Source organism: Neobacillus sedimentimangrovi, assembly GCF_010614825.1.
GTDB classification, from domain to species: domain Bacteria; phylum Bacillota; class Bacilli; order Bacillales; family Cytobacillaceae; genus Neobacillus; species Neobacillus thermocopriae.
This window is the reverse complement of sequence record NZ_JAAFZF010000002.1, coordinates 86757-111217: the sequence shown is the minus strand read 5'-3', so window position 1 is coordinate 111217 and position 24461 is coordinate 86757. Positions and strand designations below refer to the sequence as shown.

The window sequence follows — 24461 nt, the reverse complement described above, 5'->3', positions numbered from 1 at the left end:
ATACGATCACTAGACTTTCGAAATCGAATCCATAAAAAAAGCTGTCCTGGCAATGGATAGGACAGCTCCGTTATCGTTATTTAAATGGATTTGGGGGCATGCATATAATATTTTTTTAAGATCGCATCGACGCTTTCCAGATGGTTAAGCATCCGTTGGCGGGCTACTTCTTCATCCTGGTCCTTGACGGCCATGTAGATGGCCAAATGGTCCTGATATAAACGCTCAATGGTCGTCTGTTTCGAAAACAGCCAAAGCCTTCTTGTTTCCCGCATCGTCTCCCCCATCATGCCGGAAACATGCTGCATCAAAGAAATTAACATCTGATTTTGCGACGCTTCAGCCAGTGTGAGATGGAACTGTAAATCAGCTTTTTCCCCGAGCTCTTCATCCCCTTTTGCCTCCAGCATCACTTTCAGCGCTTCTTCCAATTTCTCCAGATGTTCCTGTGTCCTGCGTCTTGCCGCCGCCGCGGCAGTCCCGGCCTCCAGAATCATCCGAACTTCTACCAGTTGAGCAATATTCTCTTTATTCATCAAAATGGCTGTGGAAAGCGGGAAGGTAATAAGATCATTCTCAAATTCCTTCACAAATGTCCCCTCGCCATGCCTCATTTCAACAAGGCCCATGGCCCGTAAAGAAGTCAAGGCTTCACGGATGGCGGACCGGCCCACATTGAAATTTTCAGCAAGCTGCTGCACGGAATCGAGCCTGTCTCCCGGCTTCAACTCGCCGGTACGAATCATCTCATAAATCGCTTCCGCCACTTGTTCATAGATCTTTTTCGGTTTAATTTTTTTATATTCCATTGAATGGGACTCCTTTTAACGAATCGTCCTAAAACACGCAATTTAATTATACCGATTTCCGAAAAATTTGCATCCTTTCCCTTTCATTTTCTCTGTTTAGCGACTAAAATCAAAAGAGTGAAAAAATTTCAAAAAATTCTATTGTTTTTTTTATGAATCTGCCTTTATAATTTTCCTATCACCATATTAAACATCTAGTCATCAGATGACCTTCTCATCATCTGTAAGCGGTTACTAAAAGGAAAGGGGTAATGTCCTGTTTGTTATCTATTCAAAAATCAATGATATTCAGAGATTCGTAGCCAAGCCAAAAGCAAAAGTTAATCTCAGGAGGAAATGATCCATGACATTTATTCAAAATTTTACGCCAGTCGGAGGAAACCTTTGGCTTAGTGCAGCGGTTGCCCTCATCCCAATCCTCTACTTTTTCTGGGCATTGGCCATTAAGAAAATGAAAGGCCATATTGCTGGGATAACAACGCTAGCACTTGCCATTCTGCTTGCTATTGTTGCCTTTAAAGTACCAGCCGGGATGGCACTCATGTCCGCTTCACAAGGGGCCGTGTATGGGATTTTACCCATCGGCTGGATTATCGTCGCCTCTGTCTTTTTGTACAAACTAACCGTCAAATCAGGTCAATTTGATATCATTCGCCACTCGGTCCTATCCATTACCGAAGACCGTCGTTTACAGGCCTTATTGGTAGCGTTCTCATTTGGTGCCTTCTTGGAAGGAGCGGCCGGCTTTGGTGCGCCAGTAGCGATTTCAGCGGCCTTGTTAGTTGGATTGGGCTTCCATCCCCTTTACGCAGCTGGCCTTTGCTTGATTGCCAATACCGCACCCGTTGCATTTGGTGCGATCGGAACCCCGGTTATTGCACTGGAAGGCCCGACTGGAATCCCGGCTCTTGAAGTGTCCAAAATGATCGGACGCCAACTGCCGTTTTTATCCGTCTTTATCCCTTTCTATCTCGTATTCATTATGGCCGGTTGGAAAAAAACGAAAGAAGTCATGCCGGCAATACTCGTCTCTGGAATTTCTTTTTCCGTCACCCAATATGTATCGTCCAACTTCTTAGGACCTGAGCTTCCGGATATTTTATCATCCTTAGTCTCTTTAATTGCTATGGCCGTATTTTTAAAGTTTTGGAAACCAAAAACGATTTTCCGTTTTTCCCATGAACAAGAGTTTGCGGCTACCATTGCCATGCAAGCTGGCCAAACGAAACAAGCACAAGTCGTTCATTATACAGGTGGACAAATTTTTAAAGCTTGGTCTCCTTTTATCCTATTAACGGGCACGATCACACTATGGGGAATACCAACCATCAAATCAGCGTTGAGCGGCCATTATGAAGGTAGCAACGCCATCTTAAAAGCCGTAAACGTCATTGGACAGTCTTTCACTTTTATGCCAGAAGTTCCGTTCGTTCATAACAAAGTATTCAGCAAAGCCGGTGCAGCCGCTACTCCTGCGTTTTATAAAATGGAACTGCTTGCCGCTGCCGGTACAGCCATTTTGATTGCGGCCATTATCACCAAATTTATTGTCGGCATATCCTGGAAAAATTGGGTAATCACCTTTGGGGAAACGATTAATGAAGTGAAGTTCCCGCTCATTACCATCGCTTCCGTCGTTGGATTTGCCTATGTCATCAATTTGGCTGGAATGAGCACGACCCTTGCCTTAACCCTTGCCAAAACAGGGGCTATCTTGTTCCCGTTCTTCTCGCCTTTCCTTGGCTGGCTTGGCGTGTTTGTGACGGGTTCGGATACATCTGCCAACGTCTTGTTCGGCAACTTGCAAAAAATTACGGCCGAATCCATCGGCATGGATCCAGTTCTTGCCCTTGCCGCCAACTCATCCGGTGGAGTAACCGGAAAAATGATTTCACCACAATCGATTGCTGTGGCTTGTGCTGCTGTTGGACTAGTCGGCAAGGAATCAGATCTATTCCGCTTTACTATTAAACACAGTCTGTTCCTCGTCGTTTTAATTGGAGTCATGGTGTGGTTGCAAAATTCCGTTTTGAGCTTTATGATTCCATAACCACGAAGGTGTTAGGCTCTATCCGGTTTCGGAAAGAGCCTTACTGCCTATTAGAAAGGTGACTGTCCAGAATATAACTTGCTAGTTTGCTAAATTGGGAGAGGCTTTTGGCAAGAAGAATATTTTTTCAAAGACGACCCTACAAAAGTACTACCTCACAAGGATAAAAAGTACTTATTTATAGATTCAACCAGATTGGAGGAACGATCATGATCCATCAAGAAATAAGAAGGAAGTTTATCTCCATTGTTTCACCCGAAAATTTTCAAGACTCTCCGGTAGAGCGCTTGTCCTATTCTTTTGATTCCTCACCAGACATGCAGGCCATGCCCGATGCCGTCATCAGCCCGCGAAATACAAAAGAAGTTTCTGAGATTGTCAAAATTTGCAATGAACATAAAATCCCGATTGTCCCGCGCGGTTCTGGGACGAACCTGTGTGGTGGCACCTGTCCGGTGGAGGGCGGGATTGTCATGCTATTTAAACACATGAACAAAATCCTCGAGCTGGACGAAGAAAACCTGACCATTACGGTCCAACCAGGCGTCCTTACACTCGATATCATTACCGCCGTCGAAGACAAAGGCTTGTTCTATCCACCCGATCCAGGTTCTATGAAAATTTCCACTATCGGCGGGAACATCAATGAAAACTCTGGTGGCTTACGCGGCCTCAAATACGGAGTCACCCGTGATTACGTCATCGGCCTTGAAGTCGTCATGCCAAACGGGGACATTCTTAGAACCGGTGGCAAACTCGCCAAAGATGTGGCTGGCTACGACCTAACGAGTCTAATGGTCGGCTCAGAAGGAACACTCGGGATTATTACAGAAGCCACCCTCAAGCTCGTACCAAAACCGGAATCGAAAAAAACGATGCTCGCCCTTTACCATGACCTTGAAGCAGCCGCAAGAAGCGTCTCGAAAATTATCGCCAGCAAAATCATCCCAGCTACGCTTGAATTCCTTGACCAACCTACTCTTCAAGTGGTCGAGGATTATGTCAAAATCGGCCTTCCGGTAGATGCCAAAGCCGTTCTCTTGATTGAACAAGACGGCTCACCTGTTGTTGCCCAGCGTGATATTGAAAAAATCACGGCGATCTGTCAGGAAGAAGGCGCATTTTCCGTGGAAGTCGCCAAAACAGAAGAGGAAGCAACCGCTTTGACCACAGCTCGCCGCTGGGCTTTATCTGCCTTGGCTCGCCTTAAGCCGACAACGATTCTTGAAGACGCCACCGTGCCGAGGTCGGAAGTTGCTAACATGGTTCGCGCCATCGGTGAAATTGCGGAAAAATACAATCTACTTATTTGTACATTCGGCCATGCGGGAGATGGCAACCTTCATCCGACCTGCCCGACCGATGCTAGAAACCGTGAAGAAATGGAACGCGTTCATAAAGCCTTTGCCGAAATTTTTGAGAAGGCAGTCGAACTGGGCGGCACGATTACTGGCGAACATGGGGTCGGCATTGCCAAAGCCCCTTACCTTGAATTAAAGCTCGGCAAAGCCGGTATTGCCGTAATGAAAGCGATCAAGCAGGCACTTGATCCAAACAACATTATGAATCCTGGAAAAATCTTTGCCAAAAACGATAAACCCAAGTTGGTGATCCACAAATGACAACAGCCAAAAAACAGAAAATGATACAGGAACAATTTAAAGAGCGGATGAATGAAGACGAACTCCTCAATTGTATGCGCTGTGGCTTTTGTCTACCGTCCTGCCCGACCTACACGATGTCCGGTTTCAAGGAATCTCAATCCCCAAGAGGCCGGATTGCGATGATGAAAGGAGTCATGGATGGTTTGATCGAGCCAGATGAGGAGTTCAAACGATCCCTTGATCTGTGCCTCGGCTGCTTGGCCTGTCAAACCGTCTGTCCATCGGGCGTGAAATATGGCCATTTGCTCGAGGATGCCCGTGATATTCTCGCACAATATAATTCCTATTCCCTTCCGGTAAGAGCGGTTCGAAAAACGGTGTTCAACGGTCTGTTCCCGAATCCAAACCGGATGAAAAGGACAGCAGGGTTGCTTGGTTTTTACCAACGCTCCGGCTTACAAAATATAGCCCGTAAAATTGGCTTCCTCGGGCTCATTCCTGCCCATATGGCACTGATGGAAAAAGTACTCCCAGACATGCCAACAAGAAAGGAAGTAAAAAATCGACCTGAACATTTGGAGCCGATCGGAACGAAAACCCATCGCGTCGCCTTTTTTAGCGGCTGTCTCATGGATTCCATGTTTTTAAAAACAAATGACGCGACCACCCGCTTGCTCCAGCTCGCTGGCTGTGAAGTCGTTATACCAAAAGACCAAACCTGCTGTGGCGCTTTGCACGGCCACTATGGCGAAAAATCGGGATCGAAAGAGTTGGCAAAACGAAATATCGAAGCTTTTGAAGAGCTGAATGTCGATTTCATTATCACCAATGCTGGCGGCTGTGGCGGATTCCTAGTCGAATATGGCCACTTGTTAAAGGATGAACCTATGTGGGCGGAACGGGCCAAAGCTTTTTCCGAAAAAGTCAAAGATATTACCGAAATCTTGGTGGCAGTCGGATTTCATCAAAAGGTGAAACTGATGCTTCCACAGCAAATCATTACGTACCAAGATTCCTGCCACCTTCGCAACGTGATGAAGACGGAAGAGGCCCCAAGAACTTTGCTGAAAGCCATCCAAGGCTCTGTTTATCAAGAAATGAACGATGCCGGGCATTGCTGCGGTTCTGCCGGAATCTACAATATTATCGAATCGGAAATGTCGATGAAAATGCTAGATTACAAGATGGAACAGGCAAAAAACACCAAGGCAACCACCATTGTCACAGCCAACCCTGGCTGCCTGCTACAAATGAAACTTGGGATTGAAAAAGAAGGCCTATCGACGAAAATGCGCGCCGTCCATATCGTCGATTTACTGTTAGAGGCGGTTGTGGGGGAAGAATAATCATGCCTGGCACTTTGGGGTTCCTAATGGAAATGAAGTGCTTTTCTCCATAGTGGGAGGTACCTATGATGGGATTAAGGTTTGTCAGAAAGAATTCATTTTTTATAAAGAGCAATTATAAGGGAAGAGGCCCTGCTAAAACGGGCCTTCTTTTCGGATAAAACTATCAATCTTCCTTTTAATTAAGAGAGAAAATGGAAAACACTTGATCCCCTATCAGAATAAGTGGCAGGCTACCCAGTGTTTCGGTTTGGCTTTTTCCAAGCTGGTACTTGTTCGGCGCATGTCGCATTTTTCCAAAACTCTACCTCCACGCACACTACTTGTTTTAGCCCATGTTGTTATTACTTTACCATACCCTCCTTTTTCCCTTTCGTGTAGAAAATTTCAAGGTTTTCCCACCGTTATAAACTAATGTAAAAAAAAGACAAAAAGTCATTCATAAAAATATGTTCCCATGATTTCAAAAAGCATATCTACCTTCACTTTATATAGAGTAAGCAAATTATAAGGAGTTGGTCCAATTGAAAAAAGTCGTTGTTTATTCTGCAGATTATTGTGGTTTTTGTACCAAAACAAAGGAATGGCTCACTAAACAAAATGTTCCTTTTACTGTTCTTGATGTAACTAAACCAGAAATCCAAGAAGAATTTATCAAATACAATGTTCAAGGAATCCCATTAACTCTTATTACAGATGAAAAAACTGGACAAACTGAACAGGTCATAGGTTATAACCTTGAAAAATTAGCAGCCGCATTATTTTAAAGCCGATTTTTTCGGCTTTTTATTTTTTTTAAAATACGATCTTTCACTTTATCATATAAAGGAGGAGATTCATATGATTGATCAGAAAATGTTCTTAAAACCTCACGAAATAATTACAGTATTTGAAGTATTAAACACGATTCCTGAAAACTTAGATGTGATCAGAGCAAGAGATGTCTGGCCACAATCTAAACAAGGAGAAGGTATTGTGGTTGCTACATTAGATACAGGTGTAGACAAAGATCACCCAGATTTAAAAGAAAATATTATAGGTGGTTATAATTTCACCGAAGACGATAATGGCGATCCTAACAATTTTACTGATTACACTGGTCATGGGACACACGTTGCCGGAATTATTGCAGCTAGTGATAATGGCGAAGGTATTGTTGGAGTGGCACCAAAGAGTAAAATATTGGCTCTTAAAGTAATTGATAAAAACGGCTCTGGAAGTTACGACAACTTAATTAAAGCTATCCAATATGCTACTAATTGGGTTGGTCCGAATGGCGAACGTGTGAATGTCATTAATATGTCTCTTGGAGGTCCAAAACCAAATGATTTGTTGCATAAAGTAATCAAGGAAGCGAGACAAAACGGTATTGTACTTGTTTCAGCAGCAGGTAATCAAGGTGATGGTGATGCAGAATCATTTGAAATATCTTACCCAGGATATTATAAAGAAGTAATTCAAATTGGTTCGATCACAATAGACCAAAAACCATCTATTTTTTCAAATACCAATGTAAATCTCGATTTTGTTGCACCTGGTGAAAATATTCTTTCCACTCATTTAAATGGCCGTTATGTCAAATTGTCAGGAACATCAATGGCAGCTCCATTTGTTGCAGGCGCCGTTGCCCTTATTCTGAAGTTGTTGGATATAGACACTTCAAATCCAGTTATGATTCCATACCTTGTATACCAGTACCTTCTTGATCATGTAAAAATTCTTGATTTTCCAATAAATCAAGTTGGTAACGGGCTAATTCAATTAATTTCATAATATAGTAAATTAGACCAGTTTCGGAAGCGACTGGTCTAATTTATAATGTTATAGAAAAGATTTCCATTTTTTAAAAGGAGGTAAATATTTTGGCAGCTAAAATATCGCCATATATTTTTCTAGCTATATCTTTAATTCTGTTCGGTCTAATACAGGCAAACATTTCTTTTGGAAACTTTGGCCCCATTGTAGTTATTGCAATGATCGTATGTCCTATTATCGCTCTTGTGTTAGGAATGAAAAACTCAGGTAAAGGAAAATGGTTTTCTATTATCATTAGTGCTGTTGTATTCCTGACAGTTTCCTTGCTAGGAATCATCGGGGCGGGTTTTCTAAACGAATTTTAGATTCCGAATCACTACGGACACCCTTGCTTTAAGCTAACTATTATGACTGCTCTAATGGCTCGATATTTTCACTTATAAACTATACCCATGCCGAGAGCATACCAAGAACGCCCTCCCCTTAGAGGACGTTCCTTTTTTATTAGCAACCATACCAAGCCATTTTAATTTTGAAAGCAGCAATAACACGATCCGTTCCAGCGTTATCAGTGTAAGATGCGCAATTGATAAGGTTACGGTCACAGCTGCAACGGTCAGGATATGAACTAAATGAGTCATAGCAATAATCGTGAGTACGGCAGCATGTGTCCAAAGCATTAACAGGTGTACCACTACCGCAACCTTGACCGCACCATTTATATGTTACAAGTGGGTTAGTTGGAATGCCACCATAACGGAATTGGCAGCAAGTTCCATTTAAGGTCCAGTCGAAACAAGGAACTACACCACTAATAGCTTGTTCTTTCAGATCTTCTTCAGGAACCATATCTAAAAGAACATCTTTTGGAATTTCAAGCACTTCTCCTTCATGTGGGAAAGTTGTTTCTACAGCTAACTCTCCATCAATGATCACCTTTTTGTTCTTTTTGACAACGCCATCTTCTTTTGTTAGGTAAACAATGTTGATTAGACGGTAAACTTTATCATTGTTTGGAGCCTGAGTTGATAGAACATTAATATACAGCTGATCATTAAATCGGAAATATGTGTTGTTTTGGTCCCCAATTTTTTTAGCTTCTTTTTCCCCTTCTTCTTGAAGGAAATATTCACTTTCATAGGATTTGACTTCAGCAATGTTGTTTTCATTAAAAAGATTGTGTTTCTTTGCAAGTGCAATCGCTTCTTTTACATCCTTAGTAGCCAATAATGGTAAAGTATATGGCTCTAAATCGCCTTTTGGTATCTCTCTCGTTTTAATTCTCAACGTTTCCTACTCCCCTTTTGTTTTTTATTTTGCTTACACTTTATAAAGAGGTTTTTATTGTTAAAACTAAACCTCTTTATAAAAAATTTTTTAAATTAATAACAACAAGTACCGTCCCAAACGGAATTGCCACTCGGAAAATGCTTGAATAATCCAGGACAACCTTTCACAGAACAACAGTTAGGATGCTTGGAACAGTAGACTTCAACTGCTGGTGTTATAACAGCTTCATCCTGCTTTATTTCTTCAATTGGTTTTCTTACCATCATTTCCACCTCCTTCTGTTTGGAATAGAGTGAACCACGCTCAGGACAACACTTTGGAATCGAACCAAAGAATCTAGGGATGCCTCCCTTTGCCTTTCCTTTTGGCTATGTCATCCATAAGTAATAAAGTGAAATTTAATTAAAAAAATAAACTTGCCAAAAAATACCAAATAAAGACAAAAATATAGAACATATGTTCCCTTATGGTTTAAAATAATAGAGTTCCTATCACTTTAATAAAATAGAGAAAATAAAAATAAAATAAGGAGTTGAAAACTTCTAATATGTTTAACAGACAACTAGAAGAAATCATCGATAAACATATAAGGGAGGCGAAAAACCCTTTGATAAAGGGATTCCTAGAAGATGAAGAAAATAGGAGATTATATGGTAATGCATTGATTGCACCAACAGAAGAAAATAAAAGATTAGTAGAAGAATCTTTTTCGAAATATTATGAAAAAGTACGTCAAATATCCTATTTTAGCAGTATGATCAAATTTGTTGGAATCGACTATAACAAAAAAATATGTAAACTTAATAACCGTTACTTACTTATCTTAGACCAACCTCTTCAATCAGATACCGATGAAACAACATCTATAAAAGATATGATAGCAGATCCTAAAGCCCCCTATTTTTATGAGGGCGAACAGACTTTGAAATCTCAAATTACGAATAAACGCCTATTCAAAGCCTTAGATGTTTTAACCGATAGACAAAAAGAAGTTTTACAAATGAAATATGTACAAAAGCTGTCTAACATCGAGATAGCTACTATTTTAAATTCGACTCCACAGAATGTTTCCAATACACTCAAAAAGGCTTTAAAAAAGCTTAAAAATCAAATGAAAATGGATGGTGATATTCTATGACTACTGACTGTTATAACTTCAATTTAGAGATATTATTGCAATTATTAGAACCAAAAATTAAAAAAAGCTTATCACAAACGTCTTACCAGGAACGCGAAGATTTGGAGCAAGAAATTAAATTAAAAATGATCGAAAAATATCATAATCATAAATTTAATGAAGCACCAAAATTTTGGGATCTTATTAACGCTTAAAAGTTTATTATTATTCCATATGCTTCACTTCTTATATATAGTAGATGGTGACATAGCCAAGTGGTAAGGCAAAGGTCTGCAAAACCTTCATCCCCGGTTCAAATCCGGGTGTCACCTTTCAAAACATATATGAGGTGAAACATATGGCTGTGAGTAAGAGAATGGAAAATGTCAAGATTGAGATGGAATTAAAAAAATACAACCGTATAAAAAGCGATCTATTGAAAATGGCAAAATGTATTGATAGCTGTAGCGAAACATCAGAAAAAGAGTTTTATCAAAATGTCTGTTTAGAGTATTCAAAAGAACTTAAACAAATAAAAAAATTCATTGAAGATTCTTACGATATAGAGATTTGTCCATGTTGTGATTTCAACAAAGAAGGCGTATGAAAATACCCCTTCTTTGTTTTATATATTTTCATAACTACAATAACAAAGACAGCTACACCTATAGCAATTCTATCCTGTTTTAACCTAACTGTCGTACTCGGTTCTTCTTTTAGTACGCCCCATTGTGAGCGTAATATATATTGCTCTTATATCCATCTTTATCAATCACCAAGTAATCCTATCGACCACTTTCTCATTTACGTTTATTTATCTCAAAAGGACGGGTTTGTTGTTTTGGGGCTTAGATTAAAAGGACATTCAATTGGTTACTGGTGCCAACATCCAACATGGTTTGTTTGCTTCACTCCACAACATTGGTCCTTCACTTCGTAAGACCTAGCTATCTTTCCATGTATATAGTTGACCATCAAAAATATTAAATAGATTTTATACAGATGATAACTGCTTCTTAAGTCATTTTCCGGTTTATAAAGAGGCTTCGACTGGGTTATTATCGTATGTATCTACTAACCTCTAAAATCCCTTTAATTGGTACTGAGTATGATGAAAAAAGTTTATTTATTGAGAAAAAGTCGCTGCAGTGAAAGGGATAATTCATAAAAAACAGTTTTAGTGGAAAGACTAGGTCATGCTTATGAATGAAGCGTCTTTCCTGATCTCTTTCTATATTCGAAGTTGCTACATTGTTAACTACCACACAGGCTGCATAATACGTCCCTCGTCTTTATTGCCTGATCGACATCATCTGACATAATCCCCAAGTTACTTAATTAACTAATCGTTTGTTTAGTTTGGATACAAGACTTGTTAGAATAAGTTTTTCATGGTTTTGGCTGTATAAATGATGTCGTTTAATTAATCGTCTGATTAAATTGTTTGAAACGATTGGTATTCTTTTATTTTGTTCTTACATCTAGGGAAATACTTGTTGAAATATCGCCTGTAAATTTTAGTTCTCACCACAAGCCCAACAAATAACGACATTCTTCACTATAGTTCCGACCTACCTATACTAATCAAACGATTATTTAAATAAGATGGATTTCCTAATGTTGCAAGGATCTACGTAATACACACCTAAAATTTTTGTCATTTAAATAAATTGATTAAAAGTCTCATAGTTATGGATAATAAAGGTTTTATATGCAGATTCACACAAAAAAGTCGTCGAAAAAACTAGAGAAGCTAAACCAACACCGTTTCGAATAAGCAAAGTTGTTTCCTTGGTTAAAAATAAATAAGTTAAATAGGATGCCCATCTTCATGGAGGCATTGGGCTACTGTACAAGTCTTACGATGATTATAAAGATAGTTCAGAAAAAGGTATGCTACAAATGTGACTTACCTTCTTTTATCTCTCTAACCAAATTGACCTAACTAAAATAAGAAAAAATTTTTCCCACCCCCCTGTCCTTTTGCCCTCCAAACTCCTATATAAAGGGTGAAAGGAGGTGAAGAGGATGGCAGAATCCTTATTAATCGGAACGAAATTGAAATTGGTTTTTCAAACAGGATTGGATGATGACGGCAAACCAATCTTAAGAACCAAAACGTTTAGCAATGTTCGAAAGGAGGCAACGGCGGATCAGTTATTCTTGGCAGCCACCGCTCTTTCAGTGTTATGCAATGACCCGCTAAACACACTCGAGCGTACGGACAGCTCTCAAATCATCGGTTAATGGAATGAAAAAATAACTGAAAGGGGAGGTGAATCATATGGCAAAGACACTAGAATTAGAGTTTGGCACGGAGTTTGGAAAAACGGCCCGGATTTCAGTGGACAATCCAAAGGAGCCAATTGATGAGGCTCAACTAAAACTTTCCATGGAACAAATCATTGCATCGGATGTGTTCTTCACAGCTACAGGAAAACTAGCAGTCGCAAAAGGTGCTCGCGTCATCAACCGTAATGTCGTTGAATACGAGATCGTCTAATATGAGGCTAGTTTACCTGTGTTTAACAATAAAAAATGCTATAAATAGTAGATTCTTTTCTGAATACAAATAGAGCCAAAAATACGTAAGTAGTGCATAAAAACTTGCATATTTTTGGCTCTTTATTTTTATTCCTTACATTAATGAAGAAATAGAGATCACTAGTTAACTTACCTCTGAACTATTTTTTCTTTTTCCATATATGCTTTTAACGGTTATAACTTTATGGCCAAGAAACGATGAATCCTGCTTCTCCCTTTAAAGTAAAATCTTTGATTCCATGAGGTAATATAAAGTTCGTTCCTTTCTGTAGTGGAAAAGATTGACCGTCTATATCGATTTCTGCCTTTCCTTCTATCACACTAACTTGTAAGAAGTCTTTATTCATGGATAGATAGGCTTGTCCTTGTAATTGCCAATGTTCCACAGTAAAATATTGTGCCTCAACTAGTTGTGTTTTTGTTAAATCATCTACAATGACGGTTGAAAAATCGAGTGAAACAGGTTTATGTGGTACGGTTGTTACTTCCTTCGCCTTATCTAAATGTAACTCTCTTTTATTCCCTTTATCATCTGTTCGGTCATAATCATACACACGGTATGTAATATCTGAGCTTTGTTGTGTTTCTAAAATAACAATTCCCTTCCCAATGGCATGTAAAGTACCACTTGGAACGTAGACAAAGTCCCCTTTTTTCACTTTCACCTTTTGTAATAATTCATTCCATTTTCCGGAGTCCATCATGTGTTCTAATTCCTCACGGGTATGAGCTTGATGACCTAAAATAAGCTCAGCATCTGGCTCTGCACTTAATACATACCAGCATTCCGTTTTCCCATAAGAAACACCTTCTACCTCTCTCGCATATTGATCATCCGGATGCACTTGTACAGATAAATCATCGTTGGCATCTAATATTTTTACGAGTAAAGGGAACTCCTCTTCATTGTCCTTCTCTTTGTTAAATAATTCTCCGTTTTCTTGCCATGCATCTTGTAATGTTTTTCCAGCAAGAGGTCCATTTTTGATCACACTTGGACCATGAGGATGGGCAGAAATGATCCATGCCTCTCCTATTTTATTAGAAGGAATCTCATATCCAAATTCGGTCTTTAATTTATCTCCACCCCATATTCTTTCTTGGAAAACGGGTTCTAAAAAAATGGGCTCTTTATACATGTTTTTTACCTCCAATTGATTCAATCCTGCCTCATTCCAATGTAAAGAAAACCTGTTACGTGGAATCCATCCAGGCAACAGGTTCTAACATTGCCAATTATAGTAAGAATTACTGAATGGTTTCAAGCAACTGATAAATTTCTTCTTTCGTTGTTGCTTTCATTAGGTTTTCACGGAACTGATCATCCATCAAACGACGGGACAATAGTTGTAAAATCTTCAAGTGAGCATCTCCAGCACTTTCTTCCGGTACGGCAATCATGAATACTAGTTTTGCATCCGTCCCATCGATGCTATTCCAATCTACCCCTTCACGCTTGATTCCAAATGTAACGGCTGGACGGTTAACCGTTTTCGATTTTCCGTGTGGGATGGCAATATTCATTCCTAACCCTGTAGAACCTTCTGCTTCACGAGCTAAAATGGTCTTTTTAAATTCTTCCTTTGATGATAGAATACCTTCTTTATATAATGTATCAATTAATTCATCTATCACTTGTTCCTTCGTATCGCCTTTTAAATGTGGAAGGACTAAATCTTTCGTTGTAATATCAGTCAGTTTATTAATTTCTTTATGAACAGTTGATGCTTTTTCTTCCACTTTCACTTGTGGTTCTTCTTTAGCAACTATGGCTTGTCCAACTTGGGCTGTTGCGACAACATCTTTTTTCAAAAAGTTAACCATGAAAGCTGTAACAATTGTACCAACTATGGCTGCGACAAAGAACATGAGCACATTATCTACCGCCCCTAATACAGCGACAATTGGACCACCATGGGCAACTCGGTCACCTACATGAGCTAACATCGCAATAACCGAACCAACCATGGAACCGACCACAATACTTGGAATGACCCGTAGTGGATCTTGAGAAGCGAACGGGATCGCCCCTTCGGTAATCCCGAATAGACCCATGGTAAAGGAGGCCTTACCTGTTTGACGCTCCGCCTCACTATATTTTCGTTTATTGATGAAAGTGGCAAGACCCATTCCTAATGGTGGAATACAAATCGCCACGGCAATAGGTCCCATAATTTCATAGTTCCCCTCTGCAATTAAGGCAGAACCGAATAAAAAGGCTGTTTTATTGAATGGTCCTCCCATATCTACAGCAATCATGGCTCCAAGAATAAGAGCTAATACGATCGAGCTTGTCCCTTGCATACCTTCTAGCCAATTTGTTAACGCTTCAAATATGCTGGCAATTGGTTCACCAATGACAAAAATAAATAATAACCCAACGATTAAAGAACCAATGACAGGGATAAAAATGATTGGCATAACTGGTTGGACGGCTTTCGGTACTTTTAGATTCTTAATCGCTAGTACAACATAACCTGCGAGGAAACCGGCGATAATACCGCCTAAGAAACCGGCACCAGCTTCACTTCCATAAAAATGACCATTGGCTGCAATATAACCACCAATCATACCTGGGGCTAAACCTGGACGGTCTGCAATACTATAAGCAATAAAACCTGCTAGGATAGGGACCATAAACGAAAAGGCTGCTCCACCTAATGCACTCACTTGATACCAGAAAGAATCCTCTGGTATGACAATACCACCCGGTGTTTGCTCTCCCCCAAAGGCTAAAGCAAGGGCAATTAATAATCCACCTACGACGATGAATGGAATCATATAAGATACACCATTCATCAAGTGTTTATAAACAGGTTTTTGCTTTTCTTTCTTCGCTTGTTTCACTTCATTTATGGTTTTTAAGCCCGCTTTATAAACAGGCACATTCCCACTTTTCACTTTTTCAATTAATTCTTTTGGACGGTGAATGGCATCTTGAACACCAACAACTAATAATTTTTTACCTACAAAACGCTCTTTTGAAACTTCTTTATCACTTGCAATAATAATCCCTTCTGCTTCGGCAATTTCCTGTTCCGTCAATTCATTTTCAACCCCAATAGAGCCCTGGGTTTCCACTTTGATATTGACACCCATTTCTTCAGCAGCCTTTTGTAAATTTTCGGCTGCCATATACGTATGGGCAATACCGACAGGACAAGCCGTGATGGCTAAAATCTTTTTGTCGTCCATTTCCGTATCCTCCATTCTTCGATAGAATATACCGCTTACATTCATTATAGAAAGGGATTACATAAAAATAATAATTAGTTTTTACCGAAACTCCGGTAAAAACTAATTATTTCAGTAATAACTGAACAAAGGTAGGAAAATCCTTTGAAGCTACTAGTTTTTTGACGAGATTGGGATCGTTACTAATGTCCGATATTTGTTTCATCATCGATCTTAAGGCCGTTTTATCCTTCTCACTAATGGCCAATAAAAATACAAGACTCACAAGCTCATTGCCCCACTCAATGGGATCTTTTAAAATAGCAACGGCAATCGTAGATTCTTGAACATAATGAGGATGGGCATGAGGGATAGCTACTCCTCCACCAATCGCTGTTGCGGAAGCTCTCTCTCGTAATAATAAACTATGGACAAATTTCGGCTGAACTTTCTTCGCTTCAACTAACTGATTGCCCATCATTTCAACAATTTCATAACGATGACCTTTATTCAATTGAGGAAAGTAGAAATTAGGGTGTAAGAAATCCTCTAAAACCGATTTCGACTCCAATGATTCTTTTTTATCCACTTCTTGGAAAAAGGCATCTAATTTCCCTTTATCTTCGGCATTTAATAACGGCGAAATGATGACATAGGGAACATTCACCTTTTCTAACGGAAGAGTGGAAATAATAAAATCGATCTCATGCTCCTTTAAGAAATCCTTTACTTCTTCTTTCCCTAAAGCATGAATAATTTTCATCCCTTTATAATATTTCTCCAGCTTCGCTGATAGTAAATAAGACATACCCGTCCCATAGTGACAAACAATTAACACTCGTTTTTCTTTATTTCTGTTCTTCATTAAGCGCTCAATGGCCGCTTGGAAGTGAAGAACAATATAAGCCGCTTCATCTTCTGGTATGTGTAATTGATAGGTCTTTTCCAAATCATCTAAAGCAAGAACGATCATACTGAACATATAGGGATACATTTTTTTTATATTGGTAAGAAGTGGATTCATAATGAACAAGCCGTATTTGAGTCGATGGATGACAGAATGCATGTGAACTTTAAGCCCCTCTTGTAACACTGTATCCCTATTTAAGCTCACTAAGGTTAACTGACCAACCCTCTGAATCATTTGCTCGACCATTTTACAAACTAATTGATCTTTTTCCACCAACGCAATCAATTCGACATCCGTTCTTTTAGCACTAATTACATGCCAGGTAAAATAAATCAGTTCATCTTCAGGGAAAGATAGGTGAAATTCTTCTTCTAGCTTTTTCAAAAACCATTTCCCGTAAAGAAACTCTTGCCTTTGCACCACTTCCTTTTTTTCTTCCGGCAAAATTTGAACAGTAGACTTTTGTTTCGTCCGCTTCATCATAATGAGTGCATGGACTAATAAACTTTCTTTGGCTCCATCCGTATAGGAAATGGAAAACTTCTCTTCCAAATCTGCAATCACTTTTCTTACGGCATATATTTCTGATGGTAAAAATAAATCTAATACATATTTTCCTACTTTCGTTTGGGATGGAAGTAAGTCTGATAAATGAGCAAGAGCACTACGTTTATTTAGTTCTGGACCACGAACCATGTTTCCTAAACGCTGTTTCGAGATGATTTCCAATCTAAAGCGTTTCAGCCATTGAGAAATCCGCTCGAGATCTTGCTTAATGACGGTTTTTGTCACATAGTATTTAGCGGCAAGTTGATGGAGTGTCATCGGTTTCTGACTGTTTAATAATTGATAAGCAATTTCTACTGTCCGCTCATCTTCTGATTTTTGATTTCTTGAAAGTAAAAGTTGATACAACGTATTCCGTTCGGATCGATTGATTTCTAAATGCACACCAAGTCCAGGTTTACGAACAATCTTGAGGCTACGATAATCCTTTAATTCTTCCTCTAATTGTTTCAAATCATTGCGAACCGTTTTTTCCGAACAAATTAAGCGGTCTGCGAGCTCTTGCACTTGAATGGCTTCATTTTGTTCTATTAATAAAATATGTAATAGTTCCCTCTGTCTCTCATTCATTCTGATCCCTACTTCACTCATTGCTGGTTGAAAACCATCATTGAATCTATCTTCCTTTACCTATCATTAAGGACAAATACAGCAATCCATTTTTCCTATTATTTCCACCGAAACATTGACCAACACTAGAAAGACAATATACTTGTTATCCATTATACTTTAACATATATAGGACCATGGTCATACCTAATATTGTTTTTTCATAGCAAAGCAAAAATAAAAGCGTAAAGTTCCTATGATGGATCTTTACGCTTTTGAGTGAGAGCCAATCAAATTCCCTTCTTGAGTGATTCTTGATGGGCTTGCCGAGCAAGAATCAATGCCCCGGTGATTCCTGCATCGTCCCCTAATCTAGGACTAACAATATAATCCGAAATCTCCGGCAACGAGCCATAGCTATTGAGTAGCTTTGGCAAGTAATGATAGATGGAAAAGAAAACTTGCTTCTGCTTCATCACTCCGCCACCAAGAATAATTTTCTTAGGCGAAAGAATAAGGATATATTGCATAAGAGCTTGAGCAAGATAATATCCTTCCATATCCCAGACTACTTCACGAGCAGCAAGGTTTTCTGCTTTTTCTCCCCATCGTTCCTCAATGGCTGGACCAGATGCCAAGCCTTCCAAACAGTCAGAATGGTATGGGCACTTTCCTTTGTACGGATCATTTGGATGTTTCCTCACAAGGATGTGTCCCATTTCCGGATGGGACACCCCTTGCAAAAGTTTCCCTTGCACGATGGCTCCGGCACCAATTCCTGTTCCTACCGTTATATATATGCAGCTATCTAACCCCTTTGCAGCACCGAAAGTCGCTTCTCCTAATGCCGCTGCATTTACATCGGTTGTAAATCCAATCGGAAGATCAAATGCGGCTTTCATCGATTGCACAAACGGGAAATCTCTCCATGCTGTTTTAGGTGTGGAAGTAATGTACCCATATTTAGGACTTTCCTTGTTTACATCAATGGGGCCAAATGAGCCAATCCCTATGGCTTTTATAGGATACTTTTTAAAAAAGCTCTCCACCTTTGGCATTGTTTCTTCTGGTACAGTCGTTGAAATCTGTATGCGTTCCATTAAGTTCCCTTTTTCATCCCCCACTGCACAAACAAACTTTGTCCCACCTGCTTCAATTGCTCCTAACATGGCCGCTTCCTCCAAAATATAGTGATTCATACTATGATTAGGATATCATATTCAACGTAACCCTTTGTCCTTAACATGACTCGATCTTTCCTCTTTTTTGAAGCAGTGACCAAATTAGGTATTGATGAAGTTATTCATGACATGATTCTCAGCAAATACCTTATCTAGGAATTGCTTTTCTTTCTTATCCAAACGTTTAAATGGCTTCCGACAGCCATTGCAAGGGATTCCCATTTTCTCCAATCCGTATTTGATTCCTTGGTTAACCCCCACTTTTATCAATGCGTTGATAACATTATTCGCTTCCCTTTGGAGGGCAAAGGCCTCTTTCATACGATTTTCCTCAAATAGTTTTTGAATGGTTACAAATTTATCCGCCATCATATTATACGTACTGCCCACTCCACCAATGGCCCCCATGCTGAGACTGCCAAGGAATACTTCATCATGTCCGTTCAAAATGAATTTTTTGCTTTCATATTGAAGACGTTCCAAATCATATAAATTCATGGATGTATGTTTAATTCCAATCACTCGATCATCCTGTAATAGTTCTTTGAAATTCTCGATGGAAAATTGCACACCTGAGTTGGCAGGGAAATGATAAATAATCATCGGAACATTCACACTGTCCATGATTTCTTGATAATAGCCTTTTATTTCTTCAAAACTAAAATTATAGTAAAAAGGTGGAATCGCAGAGATCGCATCGACTTTAGCTTGTTCCCCATATTGGGCGAGCTCGATTGCCTCTCTCGTTCCGATATTGCCTACATGATAAATAATCGTAGCTCGGCCTTTTACTTCATCTGTCACAATATCAATCAATTTTTTCCTTTCATCCATAGACAGGATGAATGTTTCTGCCGTACTTCCGTTCACATAAAATCCTTTCACATTTCTTTCTAAATTCAACTGTACAATTTTTCTCAAGGATTCCTCATGAATGTCTCCGTTTTCATGAAAGGGAGTAACTAGTGCAGGAAAAATTCCTTTAAATTTATCCATATTTATAATCTCCTCTTTTTCTATCAATTTATGAAGCTTATTAACCTTTCACTGAACCCGCTGTCAGCCCCTCAATCAATTGCCGTTGAATAAAGGCAAATAATAGAATAATCGGAATGGTGGTGGCAACTCCTGCTGCCATGATTCCGCCCCAGTTTGCTTTTCCCATACTATCCATTAACTCAGCAATACCCAGCTGAATCGTCTTTGCATCAATCGAGCTTGTTAAAATTAACGCGTATTGATAATCATTCCAACTCAAGATAAAGGAATAAAGCAAAACGGCCACGAGCCCTGGTTTAACAAGGGGGAAATAAATTTTCGTAAATACTTGTAGCTTATTGCATCCATCTATCATAGCTGATTCTTCTAACTCTTTCGGCAAAGTTTTAAAGAATCCCATCATCAGCCATACACCAATCGGTATCGTAGCCGTTCCATAAATGAGAATAAGAACGAGTTTCGTATTCAAAACCCCCCAATTCGAAGCCATTTGATACCATGGGATCATAATTAATGGCCCTTGGAACATTTGAGATAATAATAAAAATAAACCAATGACTTTCGATCCTGGGAAATTAAAACGTCCTAATGCATATCCACCGGTAGCTGCAAATACGCAAGTAATTAGAGCAGTAACACCAGAAACAAAAATAGAATTGTACATAAGGGTTCCTAAATTTAACCCGGTTGAACTAAATAACCATTTATAATGATCCAATGTAAAAGTTTCAGGGATCCAATGAGGAACAATATGAAAAATTTCCTTGTCTGGTTTTAAACTACTAGAAACTAGCCATAAATTAGGGAGCAAGGTAAAAAGTAAGAGAAAAAATAGACTGACATAAATCAATAGCTGGTTCGGCCATTTCTTTACAAACATGTGGTTCCCCCCTTTTTTTCAATCTTGTACTCTATTTAGAATCCTGAAATAGAGCAAGATAAAGATAATCATAATAAGCATCGAAAGAACGGCAACAGCTGAGCCCATTCCCATCTCAAAATTTTGGAATGATTTCGTATAAATATAGGTTGGCAGGATACTAGTTTTTACCCCTGGACCACCAGCTGTTAACACCCAAATCATTTCGAACTTCGTCCAAGTAATCACCACGCTGATCATCGCTGAAACCGCCAAAATAGGAGTTAATAATGGCAGTGTAACTTTGAAGAAAGATTGAAATTTGGAGCATCCATCGATATAAGAAGCTTCCAAAAGTGATTTCGGAATCCCCTGGAGTCCGGCCAAAATCATAATAGTGGCATAAGGGAACCCTTTCCAGGTGGAAGCCAATAGAATGGATGGCCATACGGTCTTTGAATCTCCCAACCAGACAAAATCAGTACCTAAATAATGATTCAGCAATCCATAATCCCCGTCATAAATCCATTTCCAAATGAGTCCCATGATGACAATAGGCGTAACCCATGGAACCATGATCAATCCTCTCCACAGAGAACGCATCTTCAGCTTTTGGTTTAAAATGACGGCAGCCGGCACCGCTATAAGATACTGCAAGATGGTTGATAAAATGACCCATACAAAGCTCTTCCCAACAATCCTCCAGAAATGAAGGTCATGAAAAAGCAATTCCTTGTAATTGTCCAAACCAACATATTGTCCACTAGTTGGTATGAGATAATTTAAATTCGTAAAGCTCAATCTGAATGACTCAATTAATGGATATAATTGAAACACACCAAGATATACAATTGTTGGAAGGATAAACCAGTAGGCAATACTGTATATTTTATAATTCTCCCGAATGACTGTAAGCATCCCCGGTCGTCTTTCCCGATAAATAGTATTACTATAGGATAAATCGGATTTCATGGTAAGGCCTCACCTCATTTTATGTAGTCCTTTGACTGATACCCAACACTGCTGGTGAAAGAGAAGCTGGATCACTTGATTTTCATCTATCTTATTCATCCAGCTTCATCCTTCACTATAAATAGAATTAACTTATGTCAATGGCCATTGTTTTCTATTATTACTTATACTGATCTTTAATTTTTTCAATACCAGACCTAATTTCCTTATAGGCTTCTTCAGGAGTCACCTTTCCTTCTGTCAATTTAATGAGTGCACCTTGAACCACTTTTTCCATAGCCTGTTGGCCTAAAATCGCTGGCATAGGAATACCGTACCGGTCCGCCAATTGACTCCATTTCTCGTTTAAAGCACTATGCTGTTTGTATACATCGGGATAAACATTCTTGGCTGCCTCCTCCAATATAGACGAATCCACATAAGTACCCGCACTTGCGTTAATGGTTCCGCACCATAAACCTAAGATTTCAGGACTCATCAGTTCCTAATGACTTTCCATGCCGCTTCTTTATTTTTTGATCCTTTTAACATCGATATTCCAACTGTTCCTACCATGACTTGCGATTGATCAGCAGACGGTCCTGCAGGGAAGACGAACGGCTTTGTCCGATCCATGGCCTTTGTGCCATGAGCCAATAAATTTGGCGTAAAATAGTTTCCAGTATGCATCATACCAATATCACCGGCTTCCCAAGCTTTAAACAATTCAGGATATAACCAAGTCACTTGTGATTTAGGCATGTCTTCTGATAATTCCTTAAACAACTCTAATACTTCGATATAAGATTTTTTATGTTTATCATCGACCATGTCAGGTGTAATCCCATTACTTAATGAAACCATCATAAAGTCTCTAAATGTAAAACGCCCTTCTCCCCCATTTGCCATAGCATAACCAGATTTTCCTGCTTTCTTAATGGCGTGACTTGCTTTAATGACATCCTCCCACGTTTTCAGGTCCTCCACTTTCATTCCGACTTGATCCAAAAGTTCCGTGTTTGCGACATGTGAATAAATGATCGCGAGACCTGGGATACCATATTGCTTGCCATTTCGGTTCATCGAATTCCAAGACGCCTGAATATAATTTTCCTTTTTAACTTTATCGTTTAAATAGCTATCTAATGGTTCTAAAGCATCCATTGCCACAGGATTCGTCACATCCTGAATTAACATCAGATCAGGCGCATCACCCGACTTCACCATTACCGTCATCTTCTTCTCAATATCTGTCCAATTGAGAAACAAATATTCAATGTTAATTCCGGGGTATTCCTTTTTTACTTTTTCTTGCAGTTTAAGAGCGACATTTTTTTCAGACTCACTAGTACCCGGCCAAAGAATTCTTAAGTTTGCTTTCAGTTCCCCTCCTGAGGAGCCGGTTTTAGCATTTTCCGTTTTAGAGCTTTCCTTGCTACAGCCTGTTAAAGCTAGAGCTAAAATTAATAGGAATGCAAGAAACCAAGTTGTTCCCTTTTTCATTCTTCTTCCCCCTTGTTATATATTTTGTTCCCGTAATGGGATTGGAACCAATCTTTGACTGCTCCCCCTTACTTTCATTTCTGGTTGAATCACGATCGTTTTGCTTTTTGATACTTTCTTGCCACTCATCATATCTAGTAATAGATTGGCTGCCGTATTGCCTACCTCATAAGCCTTGAAATCAATAGAGGTTAGAGCTCCAGGAAGACTATTGCAAATATAATAGTTATCGTTATAACCGACCAATCCAATTTCCGTTCCTACCTGAAATCCTGATTCACTGATTGCATAATAGGCTCCTTGGGCAATTAAATCATCGAAACAAAAAAAGGCGTCCGGTCGATTGTCTTTTGACAACATTTCTTTTACATTTTGATACCCAATTTTATTGACTTTATCGAATTTAATAGAAGACGGAGAATACTCTTCAAAATGAACAAATTCCTCATTCGGAGTAAGACCAAAATCGGTAATAGCTGCCAAATATCCTTGATAACGTTCAATCGATATGGAATAACTTAAACTGGCAATATACGCAATATTTTGATAGCCCTGTTCAATTAAATGCTTAGTGGCAAGGTAGCCGCCATGATAGCTATTCGAAATTACCTTTGGCGATTGTATGGATGCAATACTACGGTTACAGGCGACAAAAGGGATTTCTTTCTCCTCCATCCACTTAAATACGCTTACATTTCCATCTTCAATAATGGAAGGAACAAGAACAATCCCATCGATACCGACATTGAGCATGTTCTGGATATAATGATTCTGCTTGTCGGGATCATTATCGTGATTGCAAACTTGGGTAACGATACTATGTTGACTTGCCACATCCTCTATTCCTCTTAAAATACCAGGATAGGTATCTTCTAATATATTCGGCAAAATCACTCCCCATCGCTTCACATTTTGATTGGAGGAATCGTTTCCCTTATTTGAAAATGAACCGCTTATATAAGTACCGCTTCCATCTTTTGCGTATAAATACCCTTCCCCTACTAGCTCGGATATAGCTCGTTCAATAGTCGTTCTAGTTACCCCATACTTTTTGGCCAATTGAATGCGTGACGGAATCCTCTGATCAGCCTCTAATACTTGAATGTCTTCTAGAATTCTCTTTTTTACTTTTTCGTATAAATTCATTTCTTCTTTCATCTGCTATCACCCTCATATTCCTAAAACCTGACCGATTGATTTACTAATTTATAAAATCAGACCGTCTGTTTTGATGCTTGTTCGTACAAATGCGG

At 39.2% G+C, this 24461-nt stretch carries 24 protein-coding genes and 1 tRNA gene; 12 read left to right on the top strand and 13 right to left on the bottom strand.

The window, feature by feature from the left end:
* Positions 1-80 precede the first annotated feature (80 nt).
* Positions 81-809: a FadR/GntR family transcriptional regulator gene (locus tag GZA11_RS01910; RefSeq protein ID WP_163182692.1), complete on the bottom strand. Its 729-nt coding sequence runs from the start codon at positions 807-809 to the stop codon at positions 81-83.
* A gap of 343 nt (positions 810-1152) precedes the next feature.
* On the opposite strand from GZA11_RS01910, the gene GZA11_RS01905 reads away from it, so the two are divergent.
* The 6 genes from GZA11_RS01905 to GZA11_RS01880 all read left to right on the top strand — a co-directional run bounded on the left by GZA11_RS01905 (position 1153) and on the right by GZA11_RS01880 (position 7929).
* Positions 1153-2859: an L-lactate permease gene (locus GZA11_RS01905; RefSeq protein WP_163182691.1), complete on the top strand. Its 1707-nt coding sequence runs from the start codon at positions 1153-1155 to the stop codon at positions 2857-2859.
* 209 nt (positions 2860-3068) lie between these two features.
* Positions 3069-4481, top strand: a complete 1413-nt coding sequence (glcD, locus tag GZA11_RS01900) for a glycolate oxidase subunit GlcD (protein WP_163182690.1) — start codon at positions 3069-3071, stop codon at positions 4479-4481.
* Complete coding sequence (locus tag GZA11_RS01895; RefSeq protein WP_163182689.1) at positions 4478-5809, top strand: (Fe-S)-binding protein; 1332 nt, start codon at positions 4478-4480, stop codon at positions 5807-5809. The genes glcD and GZA11_RS01895 overlap by 4 nt, the downstream gene beginning before the upstream one ends.
* Before the next feature lie 515 nt (positions 5810-6324).
* Positions 6325-6576, top strand: coding sequence for a glutaredoxin family protein (locus GZA11_RS01890; RefSeq protein ID WP_268926744.1), 252 nt, complete (start codon positions 6325-6327; stop codon positions 6574-6576).
* 73 nt (positions 6577-6649) lie between these two features.
* Positions 6650-7582: a S8 family peptidase gene (locus tag GZA11_RS01885; RefSeq protein ID WP_163182687.1), complete on the top strand. Its 933-nt coding sequence runs from the start codon at positions 6650-6652 to the stop codon at positions 7580-7582.
* Between the two features lie 89 nt (positions 7583-7671).
* The gene (locus tag GZA11_RS01880) at positions 7672-7929 is read left to right on the top strand and encodes a hypothetical protein (protein WP_163182686.1); all 258 of its coding nucleotides are present in this window, start codon (positions 7672-7674) and stop codon (positions 7927-7929) included.
* Positions 7930-8068: 139 nt separating this feature from the next.
* On the opposite strand, the gene GZA11_RS01875 is transcribed toward GZA11_RS01880, so the two are convergent.
* Both GZA11_RS01875 and GZA11_RS01870 read right to left on the bottom strand, forming a co-directional pair.
* Positions 8069-8851: a hypothetical protein gene (locus tag GZA11_RS01875; RefSeq protein WP_163182685.1), complete on the bottom strand. Its 783-nt coding sequence runs from the start codon at positions 8849-8851 to the stop codon at positions 8069-8071.
* Between the two features lie 95 nt (positions 8852-8946).
* Positions 8947-9117, bottom strand: coding sequence for a hypothetical protein (locus GZA11_RS01870; protein ID WP_158332809.1), 171 nt, complete (start codon positions 9115-9117; stop codon positions 8947-8949).
* A 284-nt stretch (positions 9118-9401) separates the two neighbouring features.
* Between GZA11_RS01870 and GZA11_RS01865 the strand changes: the two genes are divergently transcribed.
* From GZA11_RS01865 to GZA11_RS01840, 6 genes are all read left to right on the top strand, one after another.
* Positions 9402-9992, top strand: a complete 591-nt coding sequence (locus GZA11_RS01865; protein ID WP_038537582.1) for a sigma-70 family RNA polymerase sigma factor — start codon at positions 9402-9404, stop codon at positions 9990-9992.
* A complete protein-coding gene (locus GZA11_RS16570; RefSeq protein ID WP_038537584.1) occupies positions 9989-10186 on the top strand; it encodes a hypothetical protein in 198 nt (65 codons plus the stop codon). Before GZA11_RS01865 ends, GZA11_RS16570 begins: the two co-directional genes overlap by 4 nt.
* A gap of 46 nt (positions 10187-10232) precedes the next feature.
* A tRNA-Cys gene (locus GZA11_RS01855) sits at positions 10233-10303 on the top strand.
* A gap of 26 nt (positions 10304-10329) precedes the next feature.
* Entirely contained in the window at positions 10330-10578 is a 249-nt protein-coding gene (locus GZA11_RS01850) for a hypothetical protein (RefSeq protein ID WP_235924804.1), read from the top strand.
* Positions 10579-11999: 1421 nt separating this feature from the next.
* Positions 12000-12218, top strand: a complete 219-nt coding sequence (locus GZA11_RS01845; protein ID WP_163182684.1) for a DUF1659 domain-containing protein — start codon at positions 12000-12002, stop codon at positions 12216-12218.
* A 37-nt stretch (positions 12219-12255) separates the two neighbouring features.
* On the top strand, positions 12256-12474 hold the full coding sequence (locus tag GZA11_RS01840) for a DUF2922 domain-containing protein (protein ID WP_163182683.1): 219 nt from the start codon (positions 12256-12258) through the stop codon (positions 12472-12474).
* A gap of 223 nt (positions 12475-12697) precedes the next feature.
* Here GZA11_RS01840 and manA read toward each other — a convergent pair whose 3' ends face one another.
* The 10 genes from manA to GZA11_RS01790 all read right to left on the bottom strand — a co-directional run bounded on the left by manA (position 12698) and on the right by GZA11_RS01790 (position 24366).
* Complete coding sequence (gene manA, locus GZA11_RS01835) at positions 12698-13654, bottom strand: mannose-6-phosphate isomerase, class I (RefSeq protein ID WP_163182682.1); 957 nt, start codon at positions 13652-13654, stop codon at positions 12698-12700.
* Positions 13655-13763: 109 nt separating this feature from the next.
* Positions 13764-15710 carry a fructose-specific PTS transporter subunit EIIC gene (locus GZA11_RS01830; RefSeq protein ID WP_163182681.1) on the bottom strand — a complete coding sequence of 649 codons (1947 nt, stop codon included), beginning with the start codon at positions 15708-15710 and terminating at the stop codon, positions 13764-13766.
* A 106-nt stretch (positions 15711-15816) separates the two neighbouring features.
* Complete coding sequence (locus GZA11_RS01825; RefSeq protein ID WP_163182680.1) at positions 15817-17736, bottom strand: BglG family transcription antiterminator; 1920 nt, start codon at positions 17734-17736, stop codon at positions 15817-15819.
* Between the two features lie 269 nt (positions 17737-18005).
* A complete protein-coding gene (locus GZA11_RS01820; RefSeq protein WP_163182679.1) occupies positions 18006-18884 on the bottom strand; it encodes an ROK family protein in 879 nt (292 codons plus the stop codon).
* A gap of 114 nt (positions 18885-18998) precedes the next feature.
* Positions 18999-19892, bottom strand: coding sequence for an N-acetylneuraminate lyase (locus tag GZA11_RS01815; protein WP_163182678.1), 894 nt, complete (start codon positions 19890-19892; stop codon positions 18999-19001).
* 40 nt (positions 19893-19932) lie between these two features.
* Positions 19933-20775, bottom strand: coding sequence for a carbohydrate ABC transporter permease (locus tag GZA11_RS01810; protein WP_163182677.1), 843 nt, complete (start codon positions 20773-20775; stop codon positions 19933-19935).
* A gap of 18 nt (positions 20776-20793) precedes the next feature.
* A complete protein-coding gene (locus GZA11_RS01805; RefSeq protein WP_163182676.1) occupies positions 20794-21726 on the bottom strand; it encodes a carbohydrate ABC transporter permease in 933 nt (310 codons plus the stop codon).
* A 160-nt stretch (positions 21727-21886) separates the two neighbouring features.
* On the bottom strand, positions 21887-22204 hold the full coding sequence (locus tag GZA11_RS01800) for a hypothetical protein (protein ID WP_163182675.1): 318 nt from the start codon (positions 22202-22204) through the stop codon (positions 21887-21889).
* On the bottom strand, positions 22204-23208 hold the full coding sequence (locus GZA11_RS01795) for an ABC transporter substrate-binding protein (RefSeq protein ID WP_163182674.1): 1005 nt from the start codon (positions 23206-23208) through the stop codon (positions 22204-22206). The genes GZA11_RS01800 and GZA11_RS01795 overlap by 1 nt, the downstream gene beginning before the upstream one ends.
* 15 nt (positions 23209-23223) lie before the next feature.
* On the bottom strand, positions 23224-24366 hold the full coding sequence (locus tag GZA11_RS01790; RefSeq protein ID WP_163182673.1) for a GntR family transcriptional regulator: 1143 nt from the start codon (positions 24364-24366) through the stop codon (positions 23224-23226).
* Positions 24367-24461 lie beyond the last annotated feature (95 nt).

What these genes read in the sequence shown, in the direction of transcription:
- GZA11_RS01830 (WP_163182681.1), bottom strand. Translation starts at nt 15,710, where the DNA reads ATGGACGACAAAAAGATTTTAGCCATCACGGCTTGTCCTGTCGGTATT.
- GZA11_RS01805 (WP_163182676.1), bottom strand. Translation starts at nt 21,726, where the DNA reads ATGAAATCCGATTTATCCTATAGTAATACTATTTATCGGGAAAGACGA.
- GZA11_RS01810 (WP_163182677.1), bottom strand. Translation starts at nt 20,775, where the DNA reads ATGTTTGTAAAGAAATGGCCGAACCAGCTATTGATTTATGTCAGTCTA.
- GZA11_RS01820 (WP_163182679.1), bottom strand. Translation starts at nt 18,884, where the DNA reads ATGTTAGGAGCAATTGAAGCAGGTGGGACAAAGTTTGTTTGTGCAGTG.
- GZA11_RS01795 (WP_163182674.1), bottom strand. Translation starts at nt 23,208, where the DNA reads ATGAAAAAGGGAACAACTTGGTTTCTTGCATTCCTATTAATTTTAGCT.
- GZA11_RS01910 (WP_163182692.1), bottom strand. Translation starts at nt 809, where the DNA reads ATGGAATATAAAAAAATTAAACCGAAAAAGATCTATGAACAAGTGGCG.
- GZA11_RS01885 (WP_163182687.1), top strand. Translation starts at nt 6,650, where the DNA reads ATGATTGATCAGAAAATGTTCTTAAAACCTCACGAAATAATTACAGTA.
- GZA11_RS01840 (WP_163182683.1), top strand. Translation starts at nt 12,256, where the DNA reads ATGGCAAAGACACTAGAATTAGAGTTTGGCACGGAGTTTGGAAAAACG.
- GZA11_RS01870 (WP_158332809.1), bottom strand. Translation starts at nt 9,117, where the DNA reads ATGGTAAGAAAACCAATTGAAGAAATAAAGCAGGATGAAGCTGTTATA.
- glcD (WP_163182690.1), top strand. Translation starts at nt 3,069, where the DNA reads ATGATCCATCAAGAAATAAGAAGGAAGTTTATCTCCATTGTTTCACCC.
- GZA11_RS01815 (WP_163182678.1), bottom strand. Translation starts at nt 19,892, where the DNA reads ATGGATAAATTTAAAGGAATTTTTCCTGCACTAGTTACTCCCTTTCAT.
- GZA11_RS01895 (WP_163182689.1), top strand. Translation starts at nt 4,478, where the DNA reads ATGACAACAGCCAAAAAACAGAAAATGATACAGGAACAATTTAAAGAG.
- GZA11_RS01850 (WP_235924804.1), top strand. Translation starts at nt 10,330, where the DNA reads ATGGCTGTGAGTAAGAGAATGGAAAATGTCAAGATTGAGATGGAATTA.
- GZA11_RS01825 (WP_163182680.1), bottom strand. Translation starts at nt 17,736, where the DNA reads ATGAATGAGAGACAGAGGGAACTATTACATATTTTATTAATAGAACAA.
- manA (WP_163182682.1), bottom strand. Translation starts at nt 13,654, where the DNA reads ATGTATAAAGAGCCCATTTTTTTAGAACCCGTTTTCCAAGAAAGAATA.
- GZA11_RS01845 (WP_163182684.1), top strand. Translation starts at nt 12,000, where the DNA reads ATGGCAGAATCCTTATTAATCGGAACGAAATTGAAATTGGTTTTTCAA.
- GZA11_RS16570 (WP_038537584.1), top strand. Translation starts at nt 9,989, where the DNA reads ATGACTACTGACTGTTATAACTTCAATTTAGAGATATTATTGCAATTA.
- GZA11_RS01800 (WP_163182675.1), bottom strand. Translation starts at nt 22,204, where the DNA reads ATGAGTCCTGAAATCTTAGGTTTATGGTGCGGAACCATTAACGCAAGT.
- GZA11_RS01905 (WP_163182691.1), top strand. Translation starts at nt 1,153, where the DNA reads ATGACATTTATTCAAAATTTTACGCCAGTCGGAGGAAACCTTTGGCTT.
- GZA11_RS01865 (WP_038537582.1), top strand. Translation starts at nt 9,402, where the DNA reads ATGTTTAACAGACAACTAGAAGAAATCATCGATAAACATATAAGGGAG.
- GZA11_RS01790 (WP_163182673.1), bottom strand. Translation starts at nt 24,366, where the DNA reads ATGAAAGAAGAAATGAATTTATACGAAAAAGTAAAAAAGAGAATTCTA.